The organism is Labrys sp. WJW, from assembly GCF_001676615.1.
In the GTDB taxonomy this organism is placed as follows: Bacteria; Pseudomonadota; Alphaproteobacteria; order Rhizobiales; family Labraceae; genus Labrys; species Labrys sedimenti.
Genome location: NZ_LYXZ01000016.1, coordinates 30997 through 50949 on the forward strand (window position 1 = coordinate 30997; position 19953 = coordinate 50949).

A 19953-nucleotide genomic window follows, 5' to 3' on the forward strand; every position below is an offset into this window, starting at 1 on the left:
AGGAAGTGCCTTGGGTGGCATTGCACAGCAATGACGGCTGAGGGGCGTTGGCACATATCTCGGGGAAGGTTTTGTTTCACCCCTCATCCGCTCCCCCCTTGCGGCACCTTCTCCCGCAAGGGGAAAAGGAAGATTGCGTCTTATACCGACCTCATAAATCTTGACCGTTGCGTGTAGATGGAACGCTGTCATTCCCGGCGCCGCCGAAGGTGGCGGGAAGGGAATCCAGGGCCAAAATCCGCACTCGCTGGCCCCTGGATCCCCTTCCCCTCGCTACCACTCACAAGCAGAGCTTGTGAGGATACGGCCGGGGATGACAAGTCAGGCATTCTGTGGGTTGGCGTTATTCGTCCGAACCAAAAGTTACAGGCACCACGGCACCCAACAAGCCTACGCTCCTCATACGCCCCAGCGCAGGGCCGGCGTGTGCACCGGCGCATCCCACAGCGCCTTGGCCTGGTCGTCCAGCACGGACAGCGTCAGCGAGCAGCCGGCCATGTCGAGCGAGGTCACATAGGAGCCCGTCAGCGAGCGGGCGACCTTGATGCCCTTGCCGTCGAGCCATTTGCGCGCCCGATCCTGCATCAGATAGAGCTCCATCAGCGGCGTGCCGCCGAAGCCGTTGACGAAGAGCAGAACCTCGGTGGCCGCGGTCAGCGAGAGGTCACCAACGATGGCGCCCAGCATCTCGTCGACGATGGCATCGGCGGAGGCCAGCTTGACACGGCGACGGCCGGGTTCGCCGTGGATGCCGACGCCCATCTCCATCTCGTCCTCGCCGAGGCTGAAGGTCGGCTTGCCGGCTGCCGGCACCGTGCAGGAGGTGAGCGCCACGCCCATCGAGCGCGTATGGCTGTTGACGCGCGCGCCCAGCGCCTTGAGGCCGGCGAGGTCGTCGCCACGCTCGGCTGCGGCGCCGAGGATCTTCTCGACGATCAGCGTGCCGGCCACGCCGCGCCGGCCGGTGGTCCAGGTCGAGTTCTCCACGGCGACGTCATCGTCCAGGATCAAGCTTTCGACCGGGCCGGACGCCATCTCCGCCGCCATGGCGAAGTTCATCACGTCGCCTTCGTAGTTCTTGACGATATAGAGCGTGCCGGCACCGCCATCGACGGCCTCGGCCGCCGCCATCATCTGGTCGGGCGTCGGCGAGGTGAAGACCTGGCCCGGACAGGCTGCATCGAGCATGCCGAAGCCGACGAAGCCGGCATGCAGCGGCTCATGGCCGGAGCCACCGCCCGAGATCAGGGCCACCTTGCCGGGCTTGACCTGGCGGCGGCGCACGAATTTGCGCTCTTCGCCCAGGGTGACAATATCGGCATGCGCTGCCGCGAACCCGTCCAGGCTCTGCGCCAGCACGTCATCGACTGCATTGATGAGCTTTTTCATTCCATGGGCCTCCATATTGTTCGTGGTTAGATCGGGCCACTGCCGGAACCGATATTCGGACTCAACTCCGAACCTGGCTTTCTCCAGGCTCATCCGGAACCGGTTCCTCCTCCCCCTTGGCCTTGCGATCGAGTGCGCGCGTGTAGTGGACGAGGCTGGCGACGAAATCCAGAATGGCCTTGTCCATCGCCTGGTTGCGTCTGACATCGCCGAGATCCGGCAAGGTGAGTGTCAGGCTGCGCCCTTGGGCCGGCTTGCCCTGGGCCTGCGTCCGCCCCGGATGGGCGGCCTGATAGGCCTTGAGGAACTCCGTCCTCTCTGCCGGCGCGAGGTGGCAGACCTCGAAAATGACGTCGAGGTGCTGGGCCGGGATCGGAATGGGATAGCCGGGATTGGTGATCTGCGAAATGAAGGACCTGTTGGTGCCGAGGGCCGCCGCCAATTTCAGCCTCGTGCCCGAGGGACGATTGTCCAGCGCGCGCCGCAGCAGCGCCTTGTAGGCCGCTATCGAACGCGTGCTGGCATCGCGGGCATCAGACATGTTTGAAATCTGCAATTGCGGCCTTGACGGCCCCTACCAGGGCGGGCGGCACGGACAGGCAGGTCAGGCCGACGCCGATGAGCTTGGGTACCAGGCGCACCTCACCTGCGGCATCGCCGCAGATCGAGACCGGAACCTTGCGTGCCTTGCCGGCCCCCACCGCACGGGCCATCAATTCGAGCACGGCCGGATCGCCGGCGTCGTTGAGGCCGGCGACGTCGGCAATGTCGCGCGCAGCGGCCATGGTGTATTGGGTCAGATCGTTGGAGCCGATCGAATAGAAATCGGCGGGAAAGCGCAGGGCGCCGAGCGCCGCGGCGGGAACCTCGACCATGATTCCGAGCGGCGGCCGGCGGCAGGGCGTACCTTCGGCAATGAGGGAAGCCACCACTTCGTCGAGCAGGGCGGACGCCTCGGCCAGTTCCCCCGGCACCGTCACCATCGGAAGCATGATGCGGATCTCGTGATGCAGGCTGGCCCGCGCCAATGCCCTGAGCTGGACGCGGAAGGTTTCCGGGCGAGCCAGGGACAGCCGCAATCCGCGCAGTCCCAGGAAGGGATTGGATTCGCCATCGCTGGTGACGCCAGGGATCGGCTTGTCGCCGCCGGCATCGAGGGTCCTGATGGTCACCGGCCGCCCATCGGCCCAGGCGGCAATGGCGACATAGGCGGCATATTGCGCTTCCTCGTCCGGCAGGGGCCGGCCGGGCTCGAACAGGAACTCGCTGCGCACCAGGCCGATACCGTCGCAGATCTCCGGCGAAATACCCTTGAGATCGTCCGGCGAGGCGACATTGATCATGATGTCGATCCGGGTGCCGTTAGCAAGGAACGCCGGTTCGGTCTTCATCGTTTCCGCGCGGGCATCGGCTTCGTGCCGGCGCGCGAGGGCCGGGCCGAAATCGGCGAGCGAGGCACTGCCGGGATCGAAGGTCACCGTTCCAGCCGCGCCATCGACGATGGCCTGGCTCGCTTCCCCGAGCGCACCGAGCCCGGTCACCATCGGCACGCGGCGACTGCGGGCGAGCATGGCGACATGCGAGGATGGCGAACCGGCGCCCAGGGCAATCGCGCCGCCCTTGCTCCAGTCGACCGACAGGAACAGCGATGGCGGCAGGTCTTCGCCCACCAGCACGGAACCGGGCGGCACCTTCTCGCTTTCGGCCACTCCCGTGAGGTGGGCGAGCACGCGGTCGCGGATATCGGCAAGGTCGGTGCCGCGGGCACGGAAATAGGCGTCCTCACTGCGTTCGTAATCGGCAATCTCCGCATCAAGGGCCGAGCGCCAGGCATGGACAGGCGGGACGCCGGCGGCGATCGCGTCGAAGGCGCCTTCGGACAGGGCCTCGTCCTCGAGCATGGCGATCTGGAAGCCGATAATGTCGGCCCCCTCTTCATCGACGGCTTCGACCAGGGACACCAGATCGACCAGCGCCGCATCGATGGCACTGCGCAAGGCGGCGTCGCCGTCCTCCTGTGTTGCCGTCGCCTTCTCGGTCCGGGGCCTCGGCTTGCCGATCATGAAGACAGGACCGGAGGCGAGCCCCGGCGAGGCTGGACGTCCCGATATCCGCCGCTCAGTCATGGCCGCCCCCTGCTCCGGAGAAAATCGCGATTTCCCCAAAACGCAATTCTTCCACCTCTTTGTTTCGGTGCATTTTCTCAAGCGAAAAACTGGTCAACTTTTCTCGAAAATGCCCCCCGCATCGTCACTCTTCCCCGAACTTTTCCTCGATCAGTCCCAGAATGGCTGACAGCGCCGCCTCGGCGTCGGGCCCGTCCGCCATAAAATGCAGCACGGTGCCCTTGGGCGCCTTCACCCGCATCACCTTGACCGGGCTCTTGGCGTCGACCCAGGGCCCCGCCGCATCGGTGGCCAGCTCGATGCTCGACTGGAAGCTCTTGGCGAGCTGGGTCAGCTTCACGCTCGGCCTGGCATGCAGCCCGATGGCGTTGGTCAGCTCGGCCTTGCCCGTCAATGCTCCGTTGATATCAGGCATATCAATCCTATCCATAGAGATCTTCGGCGGCGGAGCGAACCGCGGCCAGGGAGGAGTTGCCGGAAGCCTCGGTCGCAGCGATCACCGCGCCTTCCACCACCGGCGCATTGCAGATGACCACGAGGTCGCGCTTGTGCTCGTCGAGCATCTCGACCGCCATCTCGGCATTGGTCTCGGCGCCGCCGAGGTCGACGAGGACCGCGACGCCTTCCTCCGACCAGACACTGTCGATGGCGGCGATGATCTTCGCGACATCGGTGCCGAGCCCGCCGCCGGGATCGCCACCCGTCCAGGCGACGCGCACGCTTTCGCCCACCATCTGCCTAACCATGTCGGCCGCGCCTTCGGCGACCTTGGGCGAATGCGATACGATCACCAGACTCACGGTCATGACATCAGGCCCTGCTTGTTGAGTTCGTCTGCCACCGTGGCGATGATCAGCGAGGAGGAGCGAGCGCCCGGATCCATGTGGCCGACGGAGCGTTCGCCCAGGAAGGAAGCGCGCCCGCGGATCGCCTGCATCGGCACCGTCCTGTCGGCGGCGGCGATGGCTTCCGCCTTGAGCGTGGCGGCATCGGCACCGGCTGCCAGGGCGGCCTGAACGGGAACGAGGACATCGAGCAGCGTCTTCTGCCCGGCCTCCGAGCGGCCGCGCGCCTTGACGGCCTCGACGGCCTTGGCGAAGGCCGCAACCACCGCGGCGCGGTCGGGCTCGGCACCCACCGTCTTGCCCAATTCCATGAAGAAGGTACCGAAAAGCGGGCCGGACGCGCCGCCGACCTTCATCACCATCGCCATGCCGGCCGCCTTGAGCAGGTCCGGCCAGGGTTTTTCGGCAAGGCCGGGCAATTCGGCAGCGACGGCCTCGAAGCCTCGCTTGAGGTTCAGCCCATGGTCGCCGTCGCCGATCGCCTGATCGAGCGTGGTGAGTTCTTCGGAATGTTGGACTATGGTTGCAGCAACCGCGCGAATGAGCTGCTCTCTTGCTTGGCTGTGCATCGCCCCGCCTCCGCCCCGCATTCTTGTGACGGCCGGCACTGCCGGCTCGCAGTTTGCTTATTTGTTTAGTTGATCACCTAATCCTAAACATTGCAAGCCAAATTGTCGCTTGTTCTACGGGGTGCAGCCATTGGCAATGCTGCACTGCACTGAACATCGATTGGAGGGCTGCGTAATAGGGCACCAGCCCCGGCAACGGGCATGGCCGGCCCGGCCTTCCGTCATATTGCTGTGTCCCCAGCCGCCTATTGGGTTGCCTATCTTAAGGTCAGTATTGGTGCCATATCGCCATTGACGAAGCTTGCCCGGACGGCCAAGACTAGAACCAAGCAAGATTTAGAAGCGCCAGGGGAAACGCTCCGCTTGATGGCAACAGATACAGTCCTGAAAGCCGAAGGCCTGACCAAGGATTTCAGGGGATTCCGGGCCGTCGACGGCGTCGATCTCTCGGTCATGCGCGGAACGGTCCATGCTCTGATCGGTCCGAACGGCGCCGGCAAGACCACTTGTTTCAATCTCTTGACCAAGTTCCTGTCTCCGTCGGCCGGGCGCATTACCTATAAAGGGCATGACATTACCGGCATGAAGCCCGCCGCGGTGGCTCGGCTCGGCTTGGTCCGCTCCTTCCAGATCTCGGCCGTGTTCGGCGAAATGAGCGTGAACGACAATATCCGCATCGCCCTGCAGCGCCGCCGGGGTCACTCCTATGATTTCTGGCGCTCGCAGCGCGTTCTCGACGGCATGAACCAAGAAGCCGCCGAACTCGCCGACAGCGTCGGCCTGACATCCTTCCTCGCGACGCCGGCCAAGGAACTCTCCTATGGCCGCAAACGCGCCCTGGAGCTCGCGACGACCCTGGCGCTCGATCCGGAAATGCTGCTGCTGGACGAACCGATGGCCGGCATGGGGCACGAGGACGTCGAGCGCACCACCGAACTGATCCGCAGGATCGCGGCGAGCCGCACCATCCTGATGGTCGAGCACAATCTCTCGGTGGTCGCCACCCTCTCCAACACCATCACCGTGCTGGCACGCGGCAAGGTGCTGGCGCAGGGCGACTACAAAACCGTCTCCGGCGACCCGCGCGTGGTCGAGGCCTATATCGGGAGTGGCCATGCCTGACCCCGTGAACAAGCCTGATCCCCTGCTCCGGGTACGAGGCCTCGAGGCCTGGTATGGCGAGTCCCATGTGCTGCACGGCATCGACTTCGACGTGAATCCCGGCGAGGTCGTGACCCTGCTCGGCCGCAACGGCGCCGGCAAGACCACCACGATGAAATCGATCATCGGCGTGATGGCCAGGCGCAAGGGCTCGATCCGTTTCGGCGGCCAGGAGACCATCGGTCTCGGCTCCCGCCACGTCGCTCGCCTGGGCATCGGCTATTGCCCGGAGGAGCGCGGCATCTTCGCCAGCCTGTCGGTGAAGGAAAATCTCGAACTGCCGCCGGTGGTGAAGCCCGGCGGCCTCAGCGTGGACGAGATCTTCACCCTGTTTCCCAATCTCAAGCAGCGCCTCGCCAGCCAAGGCACCAAGCTCTCGGGCGGCGAGCAGCAGATGCTGGCCATCGGCCGGATCCTGCGCACCGGCGCCAACCTCCTGCTGCTCGACGAACCGACCGAAGGCCTCGCACCGGTGATCGTCGAGCAGATCGGGCACACCATCGCCAGCCTCAAGCAGCGCGGCTTCACCATCATCCTGGTCGAACAGAATTTCCGCTTCGCCTCGACCGTGGCGGACCGCCATTACGTCGTCGAGCAGGGCAAGGTGATCGACATGATCCCCAATGCCGAACTGGAAGCCAACAGCGACAAGTTGCACGCCTATCTGGGCGTGTGACGCCAATGATGCCAAATCTCCGATTTGGCGAAAATCGTTAGAGAGAACCGAGAGGTATTGAAAATTCCTCTCGGTGTAAAAAGCTGAACGGGAGACGCTTATGATTTCAAAACGGACCCTGCTCGCAGCAGCAGCCCTCGCCGCGGTATTCGCAGGCTCGGCGCTGGGGCCGGCAAGCGCCGAGGACATCGCAGTCAAACTCGGCATCCTCAACGACCGTTCCGGCGTCTATGCCGACCTGTCTGGCGAAGGCTCGGTGATCGCCGCCAAAATGGCGGTTGAGGATTTCAAGGCCGCCGAAAAGGGCCTGAAAGTCGAGATCGTCTCGGCCGACCACCAGAACAAGCCCGATATCGGCGCCGGCATCGCCCGCCAATGGTACGACCAGGATGGCGTCGATGCCATCTTCGACGTGCCGACCTCCTCGGTGGCGCTCGCCGTCAGCCAGGTCACCAAGGAAAAGAACAAGATCTTCATCGATTCCGGCGCCGGTTCCACCGAGATCGCCGGCAAGCAATGCACGCCCAACACGCTGATGTGGACCTATGACACCTATGCCCTGGCCAAGGGCACGGGTGGCGCCATGGTCAAGCAGGGCGGCGACAGCTGGTTCTTCATCACCGCCGACTATGCCTTCGGCAAGTCGCTGGAGGAGAATGCGACGGCTATCGTCACGGCCGCGGGCGGCAAGGTGCTCGGTTCGATCAAGGCTCCCTTCCCGACCTCCGACTTCTCCTCCTTCCTGCTGCAGGCCCAGTCCTCCGGCGCCAAGGTGATCGGCCTTGCCAATGCCGGCGGCGACACCGTCAACGCCATCAAGCAGGCCGCCGAATTCGGCATCACCCAGGGCGGCCAGAGCCTGGCCGGCCTGTTGATCTTCATCTCCGACGTGCATGCGCTCGGCCTGCAGGCGGCCCAGGGCCTCGTGCTGACGGAAGCCTTCTATTGGGACCTCAACGACGGCACCCGTGCCTGGTCGAAGCGCTTCGCCGAGCAGAGCGGCGGCAAGATGCCGACCATGGTGCATGCCGGCGTCTATGCCGGTGTCCTGCACTATCTCAAGGCCATCGAGGCCGCCAAGTCCAAGGACGCCGCGGCCGTGATGGCCAAGATGAAGGCGACGCCGACCGACGATCCTCTGTTCGGCAAGGGCGAGGTACGCAAGGACGGCCGCGTGACCCACGACATGTATCTGTTCCAGGTCAAGAAGCCCGACGAATCCAAGGGACCGTGGGATTACTACAAGCTGCTCGCCACCATTCCGGCTGCCGAGGCCTTTCAGCCCATGGCCGAGGCCGGCTGCCCGCTGGCAAAGTAGTAAACAAGAGCCGTTCGGCGCATGGCGGATCATGCCATGCGCCTTTCGCTCCCTCTTGCCGATGACGAAGCAGACGACGCTGAAGGACCCATAAGGTGACCACGATATTCGGCATTCCCCTGCAGGGCATCATGGCCCAGCTCGCGCTGGGCCTGATCAACGGCTCCTTCTACGCATTGCTCAGCCTGGGCCTTGCCATCATCTTCGGCCTGCTGAACGTCATCAACTTCGCCCATGGCGCCCTCTACATGATGGGAGCCTTCGCGGCGTGGATGCTGCTCAACTATGCCGGCATCGGTTTCTGGCCGGCGCTCATCCTCGCCCCGCTCGGCGTCGGCCTGGTCGGCATTGCCATCGAGCGGCTCTTCATCTCGAGGCTCTACCAGCTCGACCATCTCTACGGCCTGCTGCTCACCTTCGGCCTCGCACTGGTCATCCAGGGCCTGTTCCGCAATTACTACGGCGTCTCCGGCGTGCCCTATACCCTGCCGCCCGCGCTGACGGGTCCGGTCAATCTCGGCTTCATGATACTGCCGAAGAGCCGCGTCTTCGTGATCGCCTTCTCGCTCGCCGTCTGCCTCGCCACCTGGCTGGTGATCGAGAAGACGCGGCTCGGCGCCTATCTGCGTGCAGCGACCGAAAACCCCAAGCTGGTCGAGGCCTTCGGCATCAACGTGCCGATGCTCCGGATGCTGACCTATGGCTTCGGCGTCGGCCTGGCCGGGCTTGCAGGCGTGCTGGCGGCGACCACCTCCAACGTCAATCCCAACATGGGCTCCGATCTCATCATCGTGGTCTTCGCCGTGGTGGTGATCGGCGGTATGGGCTCGATCCTCGGCTCGGTGGTGACGGGCTTCGGCCTCGGGCTGATCGAAGGCATCGTCAAGAATTTCTACCAGCAGGGATCGGCCACCGTGGTCTTCGTGGTGATGGTCATCGTGCTGCTTGTCCGGCCTGCCGGCCTGTTCGGGAGGTCTTCCTGATGGCCGCCTCCACCCAACCGGCCACTGCGATCCGCGGCGCGCCCCTGCTCGGCGACCGCGGCGTGATGCTGCTGATCGTCGTGCTGATCGCCATCGCACCCTTCGTCGCCTATCCGGTCTTCGTGATGAAGGTGCTGTGCTTTGGCCTGTTTGCCTGTGCCTTCAACCTGCTGCTTGGCTATGGCGGCCTGCTGTCCTTCGGCCACGCCGCCTTCTTCGGCATGGCGAGCTATGCCAGCGCCCACGCCGCCAAGGTCTGGGGCCTGACACCCGAGCTGGCGATCCTGTGCGGAGGTGCCGTCGCCGCCGTTCTCGGCCTCGTCGTCGGCTCACTCGCCATCCGGCGCCAGGGCATCTATTTCGCCATGATCACCCTGGCGCTCGCCCAGATGGTGTATTTCTTCGCCCTGCAGGCCCCCTTCACCGGCGGAGAGGATGGCATCCAGGCGGTACCGCGCGGCAAGCTGTTCGGCCTCATCGACCTTTCCGACGACAAGGCACTCTATGTCCTGGTCGCCGTGATCGTGCTCCTGGGCCTGTTCGCCATCCACCGCATCGTACATTCGCCCTTCGGACAGGTGATGAAGGCGATCCGCGACAACGAGCCCCGCGCCCTGTCGCTGGGCTATGACGCCGAGCGTTTCAAGCTGATGATGTTCACCCTGTCGGCCACGCTCGCCGGCATTGCCGGCGCCACCAAGGCGCTGGTGTTCCAGCTCGCCTCGTTGACGGACGTACACTGGACGATGTCAGGCGAGGTGGTGCTGATGGCCTTGGTCGGTGGTACCGGCACGTTGTTCGGACCGATGCTCGGTGCCCTGCTGGTGGTGGCGATGGAGACCTATCTTGCGCCGCTCGGCTCCTGGGTGACGGTGGCCCAGGGCGCCGTCTTCATCATCTGCGTGCTCGCCTTCCGCGATGGCATTGCCGGCACGTTGGGCAAGATCCTGCGCAAGCGAAGCTGAGCGCTGTTCGTCACCCTCATTCGTCGGGAGAGCGATGCTCGAGCCGTTCCGTTGCGAAGGCAGCCAACCCGGCAATACCGAGCGCGGCACCGGTCGCGGCCGTGACCATCCAGCCACCGGCGTGGTAGGTCAGCGTACCCAGTACCGACCCGAAGGCCCCGCCGACGAACACCGTCGTCATGTAGAGGGCATTGATGCGCCCGCGAACCGCCGGAGCCGTCGAGAAAATGGTGCGCTGGCTGACGATCTGGTTGGTCTGCACGGCCGCGTCGATCACCAGCGTCGCGACGATGAGCACCAGTAGCGACAGGATATGTTCGCCGAGGGCCGTTGCAAGAAAGGCCAGCGCCAGGGCCGCCATCGCGCCATAGGTCGCCATGCGGCCATGCCCATGATCGGCCAAGCGCCCCGCCAGCGGTGCCGCCAGCGCGCCACCCGCCCCGGCAAGAGCGAAGAGCCCGATCGCATAGTCGGACATGCCGAACCGTTCCGCCAGCATCAAGGGCGCAGCGGTCCAGAACAGGTTGAAGGCGCAGAACAACAGCATCTGGTAGAGGGCTCGGCGGCGCAGGATCGGCGTATTCCGGACCAGGCCCGGCAGCGAGGCCAGCACGGCGCCGTAATGGCTCGTGCCGGATGGCTGATAGCGCGGCATCATGCGCCACAGGACAGCGCCGATCCCGATCATCAGCACGGCCGACGCCACGAAGACCGCCCGCCAATTCAGATAGGCCGCCACGAAAAGGGCGGCCGGCCTTGCCAGCATGATGCCGGTGATCAGGCCCGCCATAACCAGGCCGACCGCGCGACCGCGTCGCTCGGGCGGAACGAAATGAGTGATGAACGGCACCAGGATCTGGGCACCGGCCGAGAAGATGCCGATGGCGAGCGAGGCGAACAGGAAAGCCACGACACCTTGCGCACCGGCCGCGAGGAGCAGGCTGGCGGCCGCGCAGACGAGCGTCGCCAGGGCCAGGACCTTGTTCTCGATGAGATCGGCCAGGGGCACCAGCAGGATGAGCCCCAGGCCATAACCGATCTGGGTGAGGCTGACGATGGCGCCGGCCAGATCCGGACCGATGCCGATCTCGGGCGCGATCTTGGCCACCAGAGGCTGGGCATAATAGAGATTGCCGACGATGGCTCCGGTTGCGACCGCCAGGGTCAGGACCAAGGCGGGAGCAGCCTGCCGGATGACGGCGGAGGCGGTATTTTCCATCTGATGCATGTGATTCACGGCAGGCGGTTTCACGGCGCGTATTTGTCGACTAATGAAACGATACGTATCGTTATGATTGAATAAAACGATACGTTTCGTTATGTCAAGATGGGGAGGCACAGCATGGAGACGAAAGCCACGCAGCCAAGGCGCCGCTCGATCGGCGCCCGGCGCAATCCACAGACCGAGACCGCCATCATCGAGGCCGCACGACAGCTTCTGGCGGATCGGGGCTATGCCGGATTTTCCATCGAGGAGGCCGCCCGGCGAGCCGGTGCGGGCAAGGCCACGGTCTATCGCTGGTGGCCGACCAAGGCCGATCTGTTCATGGCAGCCTATGGGGCCGAAAAGGCTCGGGCGATCAGCCTGCCGGACACGGGCAGCCTGATCGAGGATCTGGTGCAGCACACCGCCGACCTCTGGCGCTTCTGGCGGACACCGCCCGGTGGCGCCTTCCGGGCGCTGCTCGCCGAGGCGCAAGCGAGCGAGGCGGCAGGCTCGCGCCTGCGCAACGAGTTTCTGCCGGCGCTCTTCCGGCCGGTGCGCCATCTCTTCGAACGAGCAGCAGCGCGCGGCGAATTTCCTGCCCACCTGATCGATGAACGCATCGCATTGTGGGCAGGGTTCAACTGGTACCACCTGCTGACCTGGCAGATCGACGCCGACGAGGCACTCCTGCGTCGGATCGAGACGCTCGTCGTTTCCGCCGAGGTCAGAGCCGGATAGCGGGTCCCATCCGGTTCACTGAAGGGGAATAGGCTTCGATTTGTGATAGCCGGGCTCGACCCGGCTATCCAGAAGCCACGGAGCACAAGGAACTGTACTGCCGGGTCAAGCCCGGCAATGACAAAGGCTGTACAAACTCGAAGACGCTGAAGTGGGCTACATGGGGGATAGAGGCCCGTTTTCCTACGGCTTCACCCAGACGCCGCCCTTCTTGGAGGATTTCACCGCCGCCTCGATGAAGGCCATGCCGGCGATGCCGTCGTCGATGCCGGGGAAGAGCACGGCCGGATCGAGGGTCTCGCCGCTGCGAGCGGCCCGGATGGCACGGGCAATCTCGGCATAGATATTGGCAAAGCCCTCCAGATAGCCCTCGGGATGGCCGGGCGGCACGCGCGTCACCCGCGCGGCGTCCTCGCCGGCCGCGGCCGAGCCGCGGGTGATGATGCGGGTCGGTTCACCATGCGGGGTGAAATAGAGATAGTTCGGATTGTCCTGGCGCCAATGGAACCCGGCCTTCTCGCCATAAACGCGCAGCATGAGGCCGTTCTCGTTGCCGGGCGCCACCTGGCTCGCCCACAAGGCCCCGCGTGCGCCATTGGCGTAACGCAGCAGGATCTGCACATTGTCGTCGAGCGCCCTTCCGGGCACGAAGGAGGTGAGTTCGGCCAGCAACTCCGAAACCTCCAGCCCGCCGACGAACTGGGCCAGGTTGAAGGCATGGGTGCCGATATCGCCGATGGCGCCGCCGGCGCCGGAGCGCTTGGGATCGGTGCGCCAATCGGCCTGTTTCTGACCGGTGTGCTCGATCGGCGTCGTAAGCCAGTCCTGCGGATATTCGACCTGGATCAGGCGGATGGCGCCGAGCTGCCCCGACTTCACCATCTCGCGCGCCGCGCGGATGAGGGGATAGCCGGTGTAGTTATGCGTCACCGCGAAGATCACGCCCTTGTCGGCGGCGAGCTTCTTCAGGCGTAGCGCATCCTTCAGCGTGGTGGTCACCGGCTTGTCGCAGATGACGTGGATGCCGGCCTTGATGAAGGCTTCCGCCGCCGGGGCGTGCATGTGGTTCGGCGTGACGATGGAGACAGCCTCGATGCCGTCCTTGCGACGCTTTTCCTTGCGCGCCATCGTCTCGAAATCGGGATAGATCCGGCTCGGATCGAGCCCCAATGCCTCGCCCGAACGCTGGGCCTTCTCGGGCGTGGACGACAGGGCGCCCGCCACCAGCACATAATCGTCGTCCATGCGGGCGGCAAGACGATGGACGGCGCCGATGAAAGCGCCCTCACCGCCTCCGACCATGCCATAGCGCACGCGTCCGCCTGCCTTGCTGTCCGAACGGCCCTCGATCGCCATCGTGTTTCCCTCTGCTTATCGGTTGAGGCCGAGCATGCGCCGCACCGCCTTGCGATCGGTGCCGCCGCCGGCGAAATCGTCGAAAGCCTTCTCCGTCACCCGGATGATATGGGCGGCGATGAAGGGCGCCCCTTCCGCCGCGCCGTCTTCGGGGTGCTTGAGGCAGCATTCCCATTCGAGCACGGCCCAGGAGGCATAGTCGTACTGGGCGAGCTTGGAGAAGACGCCGGTGAAGTCGACCTGGCCGTCGCCCAGCGAACGGAAGCGCCCCGCCCTCTCCGTCCAGGAGGCATAGCCCGAATAGACGCCCTGGCGGCCCGTCGGGTTGAACTCGGCATCCTTGGCGTGAAAGGCCTTGATGCGCTCGTGATAGATATCGATGAAAGCGAGATAGTCGAGCTGCTGCAGCACGAAATGCGACGGGTCGTAGTTGATGTTGGCTCGCTTGTGGCCCTTCAGGCGATCGACAAAGCGCTCGAAGGTGGCGCCGTCGAACAGGTCCTCGCCGGGATGCAGCTCGTAGCAGACGTCGACGCCGACTGCGTCATAGGCATCGAGGATGGGTTTCCAGCGCTTGGCGAGTTCGCCGAACGCCTCATCGATCAGGCCAGCCGGCCGCTGCGGCCAGGGATAGGCGAAAGGCCAGGCCAGGGCGCCGGAGAAGCTGACGCTGGCATCGAGGCCGAGATGGCGGGAGGCGGTGGCTGCAGCTTTCAGCTGCTCCACGGCCCAGGCCTGCCTCTCCCTTGGCTTGCCGCGCACTTCCGGCGGCGCGAACCCATCGAAGGCCTCATTGTAGGCCGGATGGACGGCAACCAGCTGGCCCTGCAGATGGGTCGACAATTCGGTGATAGCGAGGCCATGGCTGGCAACGACGCCGGCGACCTCATCGCAATAGGTCTTGGATTCGGCGGCCTTCTTGAGGTCGAACAGGCGGCCGTCCCAGCTCGGGATCTGCACGCCCTTGTAGCCGAGCGAGGCGGCCCATTTGCAGATGGAATCGAGGGAATTGAAGGGCGCGGCGTCGCCCGCGAACTGGGCGAGAAAGATCGCCGGTCCCTTGATCGTGGCCGCCATGCTGCGTCTCCTGAGGTGATGCCTTCGGGCCGCAGGTCAGGAGCCGATCCATGTGCCGGCTCGCCCCTTCGGCCTGGGACCATTTGTCTGACCTGCCCCTCGGCTTGCCTCACCATGGCAAATCCTTCCGGACTGTGCAACGGCGATTTGATGTACGTACACCAGGGAAAGACAAGACCGTCTCCCTCCTTCAGACAGGGTCTTGTCATAAAGCAAAGGCCGGGCATGAGCCCGGCCTTGCACAAACACAGCGATGTGGCGAAATCGGCGTCCCGCTCAGGCTTCCGACATGCCGGGGCCGAGGACGACAACGCGGCCACCGAGAGGGGCGCGCTTGTAAAGGTCGATCGCATCCTGGACGATCATGCGGATGCAGCCAGAGGAGGCATTGTGTCCAATGCTATAGGGCTCGTTGGTGCCATGGATACGGAAGAGCGTATCCTTGTTGTTCTGCCACAGATACATGGCACGTCCCGTGATCGGATTGCGCGGTCCGCCGCGCACGCCTACACCGCTTTGCAACTGGGCGAGACTGCCGCGCAGATCGGGCCGGCGGGCGATCATTTCCTTGGGCGGATACCAATCGGGCCATTCGCGCTTGTAGCGGATTTCCGCCGTGCCGGACCAGCCGAAGCCCTGCTTGCCGACGCCGACGCCATAGCGCATGGCTCGACCACCGCCCATGACGTAATAGAGATAATGCGCCCTGGGATCGACCACGATGGTGCCCGCCGGTTCGCTGGACGGATAGTCGACCTCGGCGCGCAGGAACTGAGCGCCGATGCGTTTGGTATCCACGGCCGGAACGACGAACTTACCGTCGGTCATTTGAGCGTAGATGGCCTTGTAGTCATATGTACCCTCGGGCGTGAGGGGCTGTTCGGGTTGCGTGATCTCATCGGTCGGGCGGCCGTCCACCGGCACCGCCGGCAGCGTTGCCGGGTCGGCCGAAGCCACGACGACCGGCTTGATTGCGGCTGAATCGGTCACGCAACTGGCCAGGGCAAAGCCCAGTCCAGTCAGCGAGGCGCCCATGAGAAAGACGCGGCGGGAGAGAGACGACATTATACATCCTACTGGGATCGGGAGAACCGACACTTACAATAAGCAAGACTTCCGTGTTCGGCTGTGCCTTTGCTGCAACGTTCCGAATTTCTTTATATCGCGTTCTCGTGAACGCACTGCCGTTCACATTGGCTTCATCTATGCCCCGCAGGCTGGCTAGGACGTGCGCTAGGACACAGTGCGCACAGAATGAAGGCTTGACCCGCTTCGTGGCCGCCTGCACAAGGCGCGCATGGCTCCTCCCCTGCTCTTCCTGCGCGATGTCCATCTGACCTTTGGCGGCACCCCGACCCTCGAGGGAGCCGATTTGTCGATTGCCCCCGGCGAGCGGCTCTGCCTCGTTGGCCGCAACGGCTCCGGCAAGTCGACTTTGCTCAAGATCGCCGCGGGCCAGATCGAGGCCGATCGCGGCGAGCGTTTCGTGCATCCCGGCGCCACGGTGCGCTATCTGCCGCAGGAGCCGGATTTAAGCGGCTTTGCCACCACGCTCGCCTATGTCGAGGCGGGCCTCGGTCCGGGCGACGACGATTACCGCGCCCTCTATCTACTCAACGAGCTCGGCCTGACGGGCGAGGAGAGCCCCGACAATCTCTCCGGCGGCGAGGCCCGGCGCGCGGCGCTTGCCCGCGTGCTTGCCCCCGAACCGGACATCCTGCTGCTCGACGAGCCGACCAACCATCTCGACCTGCCGGCCATCGAATGGCTGGAAAAGGAAATCGGCTCGTTGCGCTCGGCCCTGGTGCTGATCAGCCATGACCGGCGCTTCCTGGAAAACCTGTCGCGCGCCACCGTCTGGCTCGATCGCGGCCAGACCCGGCGCACGGATCGCGGCTTCGCCTTCTTCGAGGAATGGCGCGACCAGGTGCTGGAAGAAGAAGAGCGCGACCGCCAGAAGCTCGACCGCAAGATCGTGGCGGAAGAACACTGGGTGCGCTATGGCGTGACCGCCCGTCGCAAGCGCAATGTCCGCCGCATGGCCAATCTCGCCGCCCTCCGGCAGGAGCGCCGCGATGCCCGCCGCGTCACCGGCGCGGTGAAGTTGACGATGACCGAAGGCGAGGAAAGCGGCAAGCTGGTGGTCGAAGCGATCGGCGTGAACAAGAATTGGGGCGGCCCGCCGATCGTCAAGGATTTCTCCATCCGCATCGCCCGAGGCGACAGGATCGGCATTGTCGGCCCCAACGGCGCCGGCAAGACCACCCTGCTCAACCTCTTGACCGGTGCCGTCCCGCCCGACAGTGGCGTGGTGAAGCTTGGGGCCAGCCTGCAGATGGTGACGCTCGACCAGCGCCGCGAGAGCCTGGACCCGCAGACGACCCTCAGCGATACGCTCACCGGCGGCGGCTCGGACTATGTCGAGGTCGGCGGCGAGCGCAAGCACGTCATCGGCTATATGCGCGATTTCCTGTTTCCGCCCGAGCAGGCACGCACGCCGGTTTCGGTGCTGTCGGGCGGCGAACGCGGCCGGCTGATGTTGGCGCGCGCTTTGGCCAAGCCCTCCAATTTCCTGGTGCTGGACGAGCCGACCAACGATCTCGACCTGGAAACACTCGACCTCCTGCAGGAGATGATCGGGGACTATCAGGGCACCGTCATCGTCATCAGCCATGACCGCGACTTCCTCGACCGGGTTTCGACCTCGATCCTGATGAGCGAGGGCGACGGGCGCTGGACGGAATATGCCGGCGGCTATAGCGACATGGTGGCCCAGCGCGGCGGGGGCGTCGCCCGCAAGCCGACCGAGAAGGCGGAAACGCCCAAGCCGGCCGTCGCAGATCAGGCAGCGGCCGGTTCGGCGCCGGAGCGCAGCGGCAAGCGCAAACTTTCGTTCAAGGAAAAGCACGCCCTCGAGACCCTGCCCGGCAAGATCGACCAGCTTGCCGCCAAGGCGGCGAGCCTGCACGAGCGGCTTGCCGACCCCGGCCTCTTCGCCAGGGATTCGAAGAAATTCGCCGAGCTCAGCCAACAGCTCGCCAAACTCGAAGCCGAGAAGGCGCATGCCGAGGAAGAATGGCTGGCCCTGGAGATGCTGCGGGAGGAAATCGAGGGATGAGCGGGCTTCGCAGAAAGCCCCGATAAGAATTATTCTATAGTAATATCAAAAGCTTGCAATCTCCCCGGAAAGGCAACAAGGGTGTGCTCCCCGGAGCAAAGCGCGTTTGGATGGAAACGCCGTTTTGCTCCATCTCGTTGGTTTGATGCGCCTTTGCGATTCTGGGCGATTTCTCCAAGTCGTAAAACGCCTTAGCTTTCCGGAACGTCACATGTCTGCCTTCCGACGTCTTGCACTGACCCTGGCCCTGCTTGGAGCGCCCCTGGGAGCGTTTTTCGCGGCTTCCCCTGTCTGGGCCCAGTCCAAGCCGGTCCCCGCCTCTCCGCCGATCACCGACGCCAAGAGCTGGCATGCCGCCCTGCTCAGGCAGGTAGGGGCCAATACCCTGTTTCCGAACCTGCCCCAGCCGCCCTTGAAGGAAGGCGAAGCACCCCCGCCCCTGCCGTCCGGACAGGTCATGGTCCAGTTTGTCCTCGATCGCAACGGACAGGTGCAGTCGGCCAAGGTGGTGCAGGGTTCCGGCAGGAGCGAGTTCGACGAGGCCGCGCTCGACGCGCTCAAGCGGGCCACGCCCCTCCCCAAGCCGCCCGCCAACGTGACCGGAGAGAGCTTCTCGCTGCGGCTCCCGATTGTTTTCAGGGGCGGGCCTCAGCCCCAGAATACGCCCAAGGCCAAGCCGCCCCGCTCAAATTGAGCGCAAATACGCCCCGCACCGTGCTTGCCCGCAGTTGCAGCGGAGCCCACTGAAGGATCGGCGCTGGGCCTTTCACGATGCCCGCTTTGCGCAGCGCCTTGCCGAGATCGCGTTCCAGGTTGGCGACAAGGCCTGGGACGCGACCTTCGTCATTCTTGACAAACGCCATCGGCGGCTTTTCTGCTGGCTATGATCGATACCGATCGAGATCACGCTGCCGTCATCTTTCCTCCCTAGAGCGTTTTGCGATTTGGCGGGATGGCCAATTCCTCACTCCCTTGTCGCAGGGCCTGTCATGATCACCACACATCGCTTGTGCCCGACGACCAAGGACAGGCTGCTGCCCCACACGCTGCAGCCGGGTGAGCCCCTCACGGGGGATATCCTGTGGATCGACCTGCTCAACCCGACACGCGAGGAAGATCAGCAGGTCGAGACGCTGCTCGGCATCTCCATCCCCACCCATGAGGATATGGACGATATCGAACCCTCCGAGCTGATCTGGTCGGAGAATGGCACGCGCTACATGACTACCCGCCTCCTGGTGAACGTCAACACCAGCGAGCCGGACATTTCGGCGGTGACCTTCATCCTCACGGCCAGCGTTCTGGTGACGGTGCGCTACAGCGAACCGAAGTCCTTCACCACCTATACGGGCCATGCGGTCAAGGCCGGCGGCTGCGGAGGCAGTCCCGAGGCGATCATGGCCGGGCTGATCGATGCCGTCATCGACCGCGCGGCCGAGGTGCTGCAGGACACCGGCGAGCGCCTCGACGCGCTCTCGCGCGGTGTGTTCAAGGAGTCCGTCAAGCAAGGCAATCGCAACGCCACCCTGCAGCGCACCTTGCAGGCGCTCGGCCGTCATGGCGACCTCGTCTCGAAATCGCGTGAAAGCCTGGTCTCGATCGAGCGGGTGCTGTTGTGGTTCTCCGCAGGCCTCAAGGCCGCCAAGGTGCCCTCGGAGTTGCGCGAGGAAGTCAAGATGACACTGCGCGACCTGCAGTCGCTCGAGGAGCACGCGACCTTTCAGTCCGGCAAGATCCAGTTCCTGCTCGACGCCACGCTCGGCCTGGTCAATCTCGAACAGAACAACATCATCAAGCTCTTTTCGGTGATGGCCGTGATCTTCATGCCGCCGACATTGGTGGCCTCGGTCTACGGCATGAATTTCGAGAACATGCCCGAGCTCAAATGGGCGCACGGCTACCCGATGGCCCTGATCCTGATGGTGGTGGTCGCCATCGCCCCCTATGTGCTGTTTCGGTGGAAGAACTGGCTGTAGCCCCCATCATCTGTCAGAGGGAAAACGCGCTACTTCTTCGCTGCGGGCCGCGCCAGGGCGGCTCGGCCGCGCGGGGTGAGGCAATAGCCGATGGCCCGGTAGCCCGCCTTGATCACCGCGATCGAATCCATCTGGCTGGGCAATTCCGATCGCGTTTTCTGCGAGCCGTCGGGCAAATGGAAGACGGCCTCGCACCAGCCGAACTTCCGGCACATATTTCCGGCCTGCCCGCTGATCGACGGCCTCAGTTCGCCCGCTTCCAGGGCCGCCAGATAGGCTCGTTCGCGAGGGGTCGGATCACGGTCCGGCAAGGGCATGAAGTTCATGACAGTCCCTATCGTCGCTTTCGATGATGCCGGCGCCTGCCGAGCCGTGAAAAATTGAGAATGACCGGCGCCCTGACCGCGGCGCCGATCTGTGTCCAAAGCAGTTGAAGGGCCTTGGATGTT

At 64.5% G+C, this 19953-nt stretch carries 20 protein-coding genes; 9 read left to right on the forward strand and 11 right to left on the reverse strand.

Annotation, left to right across the window (positions count from 1 at the left end; all coding sequences use genetic code 11):
• Window positions 1-399: 399 nt before the first annotated feature.
• The 6 genes from dhaK to dhaL all read right to left on the reverse strand — a co-directional run bounded on the left by dhaK (window position 400) and on the right by dhaL (window position 4929).
• Window positions 400-1389: a dihydroxyacetone kinase subunit DhaK gene (gene dhaK / locus BA190_RS10750; RefSeq protein WP_068286061.1), complete on the reverse strand. Its 990-nt coding sequence runs from the start codon at window positions 1387-1389 to the stop codon at window positions 400-402.
• A 61-nt stretch (window positions 1390-1450) separates the two neighbouring features.
• Window positions 1451-1930 carry a hypothetical protein gene (locus BA190_RS10755; RefSeq protein ID WP_068286064.1) on the reverse strand — a complete coding sequence of 160 codons (480 nt, stop codon included), beginning with the start codon at window positions 1928-1930 and terminating at the stop codon, window positions 1451-1453.
• A complete protein-coding gene (locus BA190_RS10760) occupies window positions 1923-3515 on the reverse strand; it encodes a putative PEP-binding protein (protein ID WP_068286065.1) in 1593 nt (530 codons plus the stop codon). The genes BA190_RS10755 and BA190_RS10760 overlap by 8 nt, the downstream gene beginning before the upstream one ends.
• Window positions 3516-3639: 124 nt before the next feature.
• Window positions 3640-3930: an HPr family phosphocarrier protein gene (locus BA190_RS10765; RefSeq protein ID WP_068286067.1), complete on the reverse strand. Its 291-nt coding sequence runs from the start codon at window positions 3928-3930 to the stop codon at window positions 3640-3642.
• Between the two features lie 7 nt (window positions 3931-3937).
• Window positions 3938-4321, reverse strand: coding sequence for a dihydroxyacetone kinase phosphoryl donor subunit DhaM (gene dhaM / locus BA190_RS10770; RefSeq protein ID WP_068286069.1), 384 nt, complete (start codon window positions 4319-4321; stop codon window positions 3938-3940).
• Entirely contained in the window at window positions 4318-4929 is a 612-nt protein-coding gene (dhaL, locus tag BA190_RS10775) for a dihydroxyacetone kinase subunit DhaL (RefSeq protein WP_068286071.1), read from the reverse strand. The genes dhaM and dhaL overlap by 4 nt, the downstream gene beginning before the upstream one ends.
• Before the next feature lie 366 nt (window positions 4930-5295).
• On the opposite strand from dhaL, the gene BA190_RS10780 reads away from it, so the two are divergent.
• The 5 genes from BA190_RS10780 to BA190_RS10800 all read left to right on the forward strand — a co-directional run bounded on the left by BA190_RS10780 (window position 5296) and on the right by BA190_RS10800 (window position 10032).
• Window positions 5296-6051, forward strand: a complete 756-nt coding sequence (locus BA190_RS10780; protein ID WP_068286073.1) for an ABC transporter ATP-binding protein — start codon at window positions 5296-5298, stop codon at window positions 6049-6051.
• Complete coding sequence (locus BA190_RS10785; RefSeq protein ID WP_068286076.1) at window positions 6044-6766, forward strand: ABC transporter ATP-binding protein; 723 nt, start codon at window positions 6044-6046, stop codon at window positions 6764-6766. Before BA190_RS10780 ends, BA190_RS10785 begins: the two co-directional genes overlap by 8 nt.
• 100 nt (window positions 6767-6866) lie before the next feature.
• A complete protein-coding gene (locus BA190_RS10790; protein WP_068286077.1) occupies window positions 6867-8084 on the forward strand; it encodes an ABC transporter substrate-binding protein in 1218 nt (405 codons plus the stop codon).
• Window positions 8085-8179: 95 nt separating this feature from the next.
• The gene (locus tag BA190_RS10795) at window positions 8180-9067 is read left to right on the forward strand and encodes a branched-chain amino acid ABC transporter permease (RefSeq protein WP_068286078.1); all 888 of its coding nucleotides are present in this window, start codon (window positions 8180-8182) and stop codon (window positions 9065-9067) included.
• A 65-nt stretch (window positions 9068-9132) separates the two neighbouring features.
• A complete protein-coding gene (locus tag BA190_RS10800; protein WP_245314671.1) occupies window positions 9133-10032 on the forward strand; it encodes a branched-chain amino acid ABC transporter permease in 900 nt (299 codons plus the stop codon).
• 16 nt (window positions 10033-10048) lie between these two features.
• On the opposite strand, the gene BA190_RS10805 is transcribed toward BA190_RS10800, so the two are convergent.
• A complete protein-coding gene (locus BA190_RS10805; protein WP_156771480.1) occupies window positions 10049-11260 on the reverse strand; it encodes an MFS transporter in 1212 nt (403 codons plus the stop codon).
• Between the two features lie 114 nt (window positions 11261-11374).
• On the opposite strand from BA190_RS10805, the gene BA190_RS10810 reads away from it, so the two are divergent.
• Complete coding sequence (locus BA190_RS10810; protein ID WP_068286082.1) at window positions 11375-11977, forward strand: TetR/AcrR family transcriptional regulator; 603 nt, start codon at window positions 11375-11377, stop codon at window positions 11975-11977.
• A gap of 183 nt (window positions 11978-12160) precedes the next feature.
• Here BA190_RS10810 and BA190_RS10815 read toward each other — a convergent pair whose 3' ends face one another.
• From BA190_RS10815 to BA190_RS10825, 3 genes are all read right to left on the reverse strand, one after another.
• Entirely contained in the window at window positions 12161-13333 is a 1173-nt protein-coding gene (locus tag BA190_RS10815) for a Gfo/Idh/MocA family protein (protein ID WP_068286084.1), read from the reverse strand.
• A gap of 15 nt (window positions 13334-13348) precedes the next feature.
• Window positions 13349-14410: a sugar phosphate isomerase/epimerase gene (locus BA190_RS10820; protein ID WP_068286085.1), complete on the reverse strand. Its 1062-nt coding sequence runs from the start codon at window positions 14408-14410 to the stop codon at window positions 13349-13351.
• A 276-nt stretch (window positions 14411-14686) separates the two neighbouring features.
• Window positions 14687-15475 carry a L,D-transpeptidase gene (locus tag BA190_RS10825; protein ID WP_068286086.1) on the reverse strand — a complete coding sequence of 263 codons (789 nt, stop codon included), beginning with the start codon at window positions 15473-15475 and terminating at the stop codon, window positions 14687-14689.
• Window positions 15476-15707: 232 nt separating this feature from the next.
• Here BA190_RS10825 and BA190_RS10830 point away from each other — a divergent pair, with 232 nt between their 5' ends.
• The 3 genes from BA190_RS10830 (at window position 15708) to BA190_RS10840 (ending at window position 19504) form a co-directional block, all read left to right on the forward strand.
• Entirely contained in the window at window positions 15708-17528 is a 1821-nt protein-coding gene (locus BA190_RS10830; protein WP_068286088.1) for an ABC-F family ATP-binding cassette domain-containing protein, read from the forward strand.
• A gap of 211 nt (window positions 17529-17739) precedes the next feature.
• Window positions 17740-18222 (forward strand): energy transducer TonB, encoded by a 483-nt coding sequence (locus BA190_RS10835; RefSeq protein WP_068286090.1) that lies wholly within the window; start codon window positions 17740-17742, stop codon window positions 18220-18222.
• A gap of 295 nt (window positions 18223-18517) precedes the next feature.
• Complete coding sequence (locus tag BA190_RS10840; RefSeq protein WP_068286093.1) at window positions 18518-19504, forward strand: magnesium transporter CorA family protein; 987 nt, start codon at window positions 18518-18520, stop codon at window positions 19502-19504.
• 29 nt (window positions 19505-19533) lie between these two features.
• On the opposite strand, the gene BA190_RS10845 is transcribed toward BA190_RS10840, so the two are convergent.
• Window positions 19534-19830 carry a hypothetical protein gene (locus BA190_RS10845; protein ID WP_068286101.1) on the reverse strand — a complete coding sequence of 99 codons (297 nt, stop codon included), beginning with the start codon at window positions 19828-19830 and terminating at the stop codon, window positions 19534-19536.
• Window positions 19831-19953: the final 123 nt, after the last annotated feature.

Bases quoted from the DNA above. Each gene is read 5' to 3' on its own strand.
- dhaK (WP_068286061.1), bottom strand. From the start codon at position 1,389: ATGAAAAAGCTCATCAATGCAGTCGATGACGTGCTGGCGCAGAGCCTG.
- BA190_RS10755 (WP_068286064.1), bottom strand. From the start codon at position 1,930: ATGTCTGATGCCCGCGATGCCAGCACGCGTTCGATAGCGGCCTACAAG.
- BA190_RS10760 (WP_068286065.1), bottom strand. From the start codon at position 3,515: ATGACTGAGCGGCGGATATCGGGACGTCCAGCCTCGCCGGGGCTCGCC.
- BA190_RS10765 (WP_068286067.1), bottom strand. From the start codon at position 3,930: ATGCCTGATATCAACGGAGCATTGACGGGCAAGGCCGAGCTGACCAAC.
- dhaM (WP_068286069.1), bottom strand. From the start codon at position 4,321: ATGACCGTGAGTCTGGTGATCGTATCGCATTCGCCCAAGGTCGCCGAA.
- dhaL (WP_068286071.1), bottom strand. From the start codon at position 4,929: ATGCACAGCCAAGCAAGAGAGCAGCTCATTCGCGCGGTTGCTGCAACC.
- BA190_RS10780 (WP_068286073.1), top strand. From the start codon at position 5,296: ATGGCAACAGATACAGTCCTGAAAGCCGAAGGCCTGACCAAGGATTTC.
- BA190_RS10785 (WP_068286076.1), top strand. From the start codon at position 6,044: ATGCCTGACCCCGTGAACAAGCCTGATCCCCTGCTCCGGGTACGAGGC.
- BA190_RS10790 (WP_068286077.1), top strand. From the start codon at position 6,867: ATGATTTCAAAACGGACCCTGCTCGCAGCAGCAGCCCTCGCCGCGGTA.
- BA190_RS10800 (WP_245314671.1), top strand. From the start codon at position 9,133: ATGCTGCTGATCGTCGTGCTGATCGCCATCGCACCCTTCGTCGCCTAT.
- BA190_RS10805 (WP_156771480.1), bottom strand. From the start codon at position 11,260: ATGCATCAGATGGAAAATACCGCCTCCGCCGTCATCCGGCAGGCTGCT.
- BA190_RS10810 (WP_068286082.1), top strand. From the start codon at position 11,375: ATGGAGACGAAAGCCACGCAGCCAAGGCGCCGCTCGATCGGCGCCCGG.
- BA190_RS10815 (WP_068286084.1), bottom strand. From the start codon at position 13,333: ATGGCGATCGAGGGCCGTTCGGACAGCAAGGCAGGCGGACGCGTGCGC.
- BA190_RS10820 (WP_068286085.1), bottom strand. From the start codon at position 14,410: ATGGCGGCCACGATCAAGGGACCGGCGATCTTTCTCGCCCAGTTCGCG.
- BA190_RS10825 (WP_068286086.1), bottom strand. From the start codon at position 15,475: ATGTCGTCTCTCTCCCGCCGCGTCTTTCTCATGGGCGCCTCGCTGACT.
- BA190_RS10830 (WP_068286088.1), top strand. From the start codon at position 15,708: ATGGCTCCTCCCCTGCTCTTCCTGCGCGATGTCCATCTGACCTTTGGC.
- BA190_RS10835 (WP_068286090.1), top strand. From the start codon at position 17,740: ATGTCTGCCTTCCGACGTCTTGCACTGACCCTGGCCCTGCTTGGAGCG.
- BA190_RS10840 (WP_068286093.1), top strand. From the start codon at position 18,518: ATGATCACCACACATCGCTTGTGCCCGACGACCAAGGACAGGCTGCTG.
- BA190_RS10845 (WP_068286101.1), bottom strand. From the start codon at position 19,830: ATGAACTTCATGCCCTTGCCGGACCGTGATCCGACCCCTCGCGAACGA.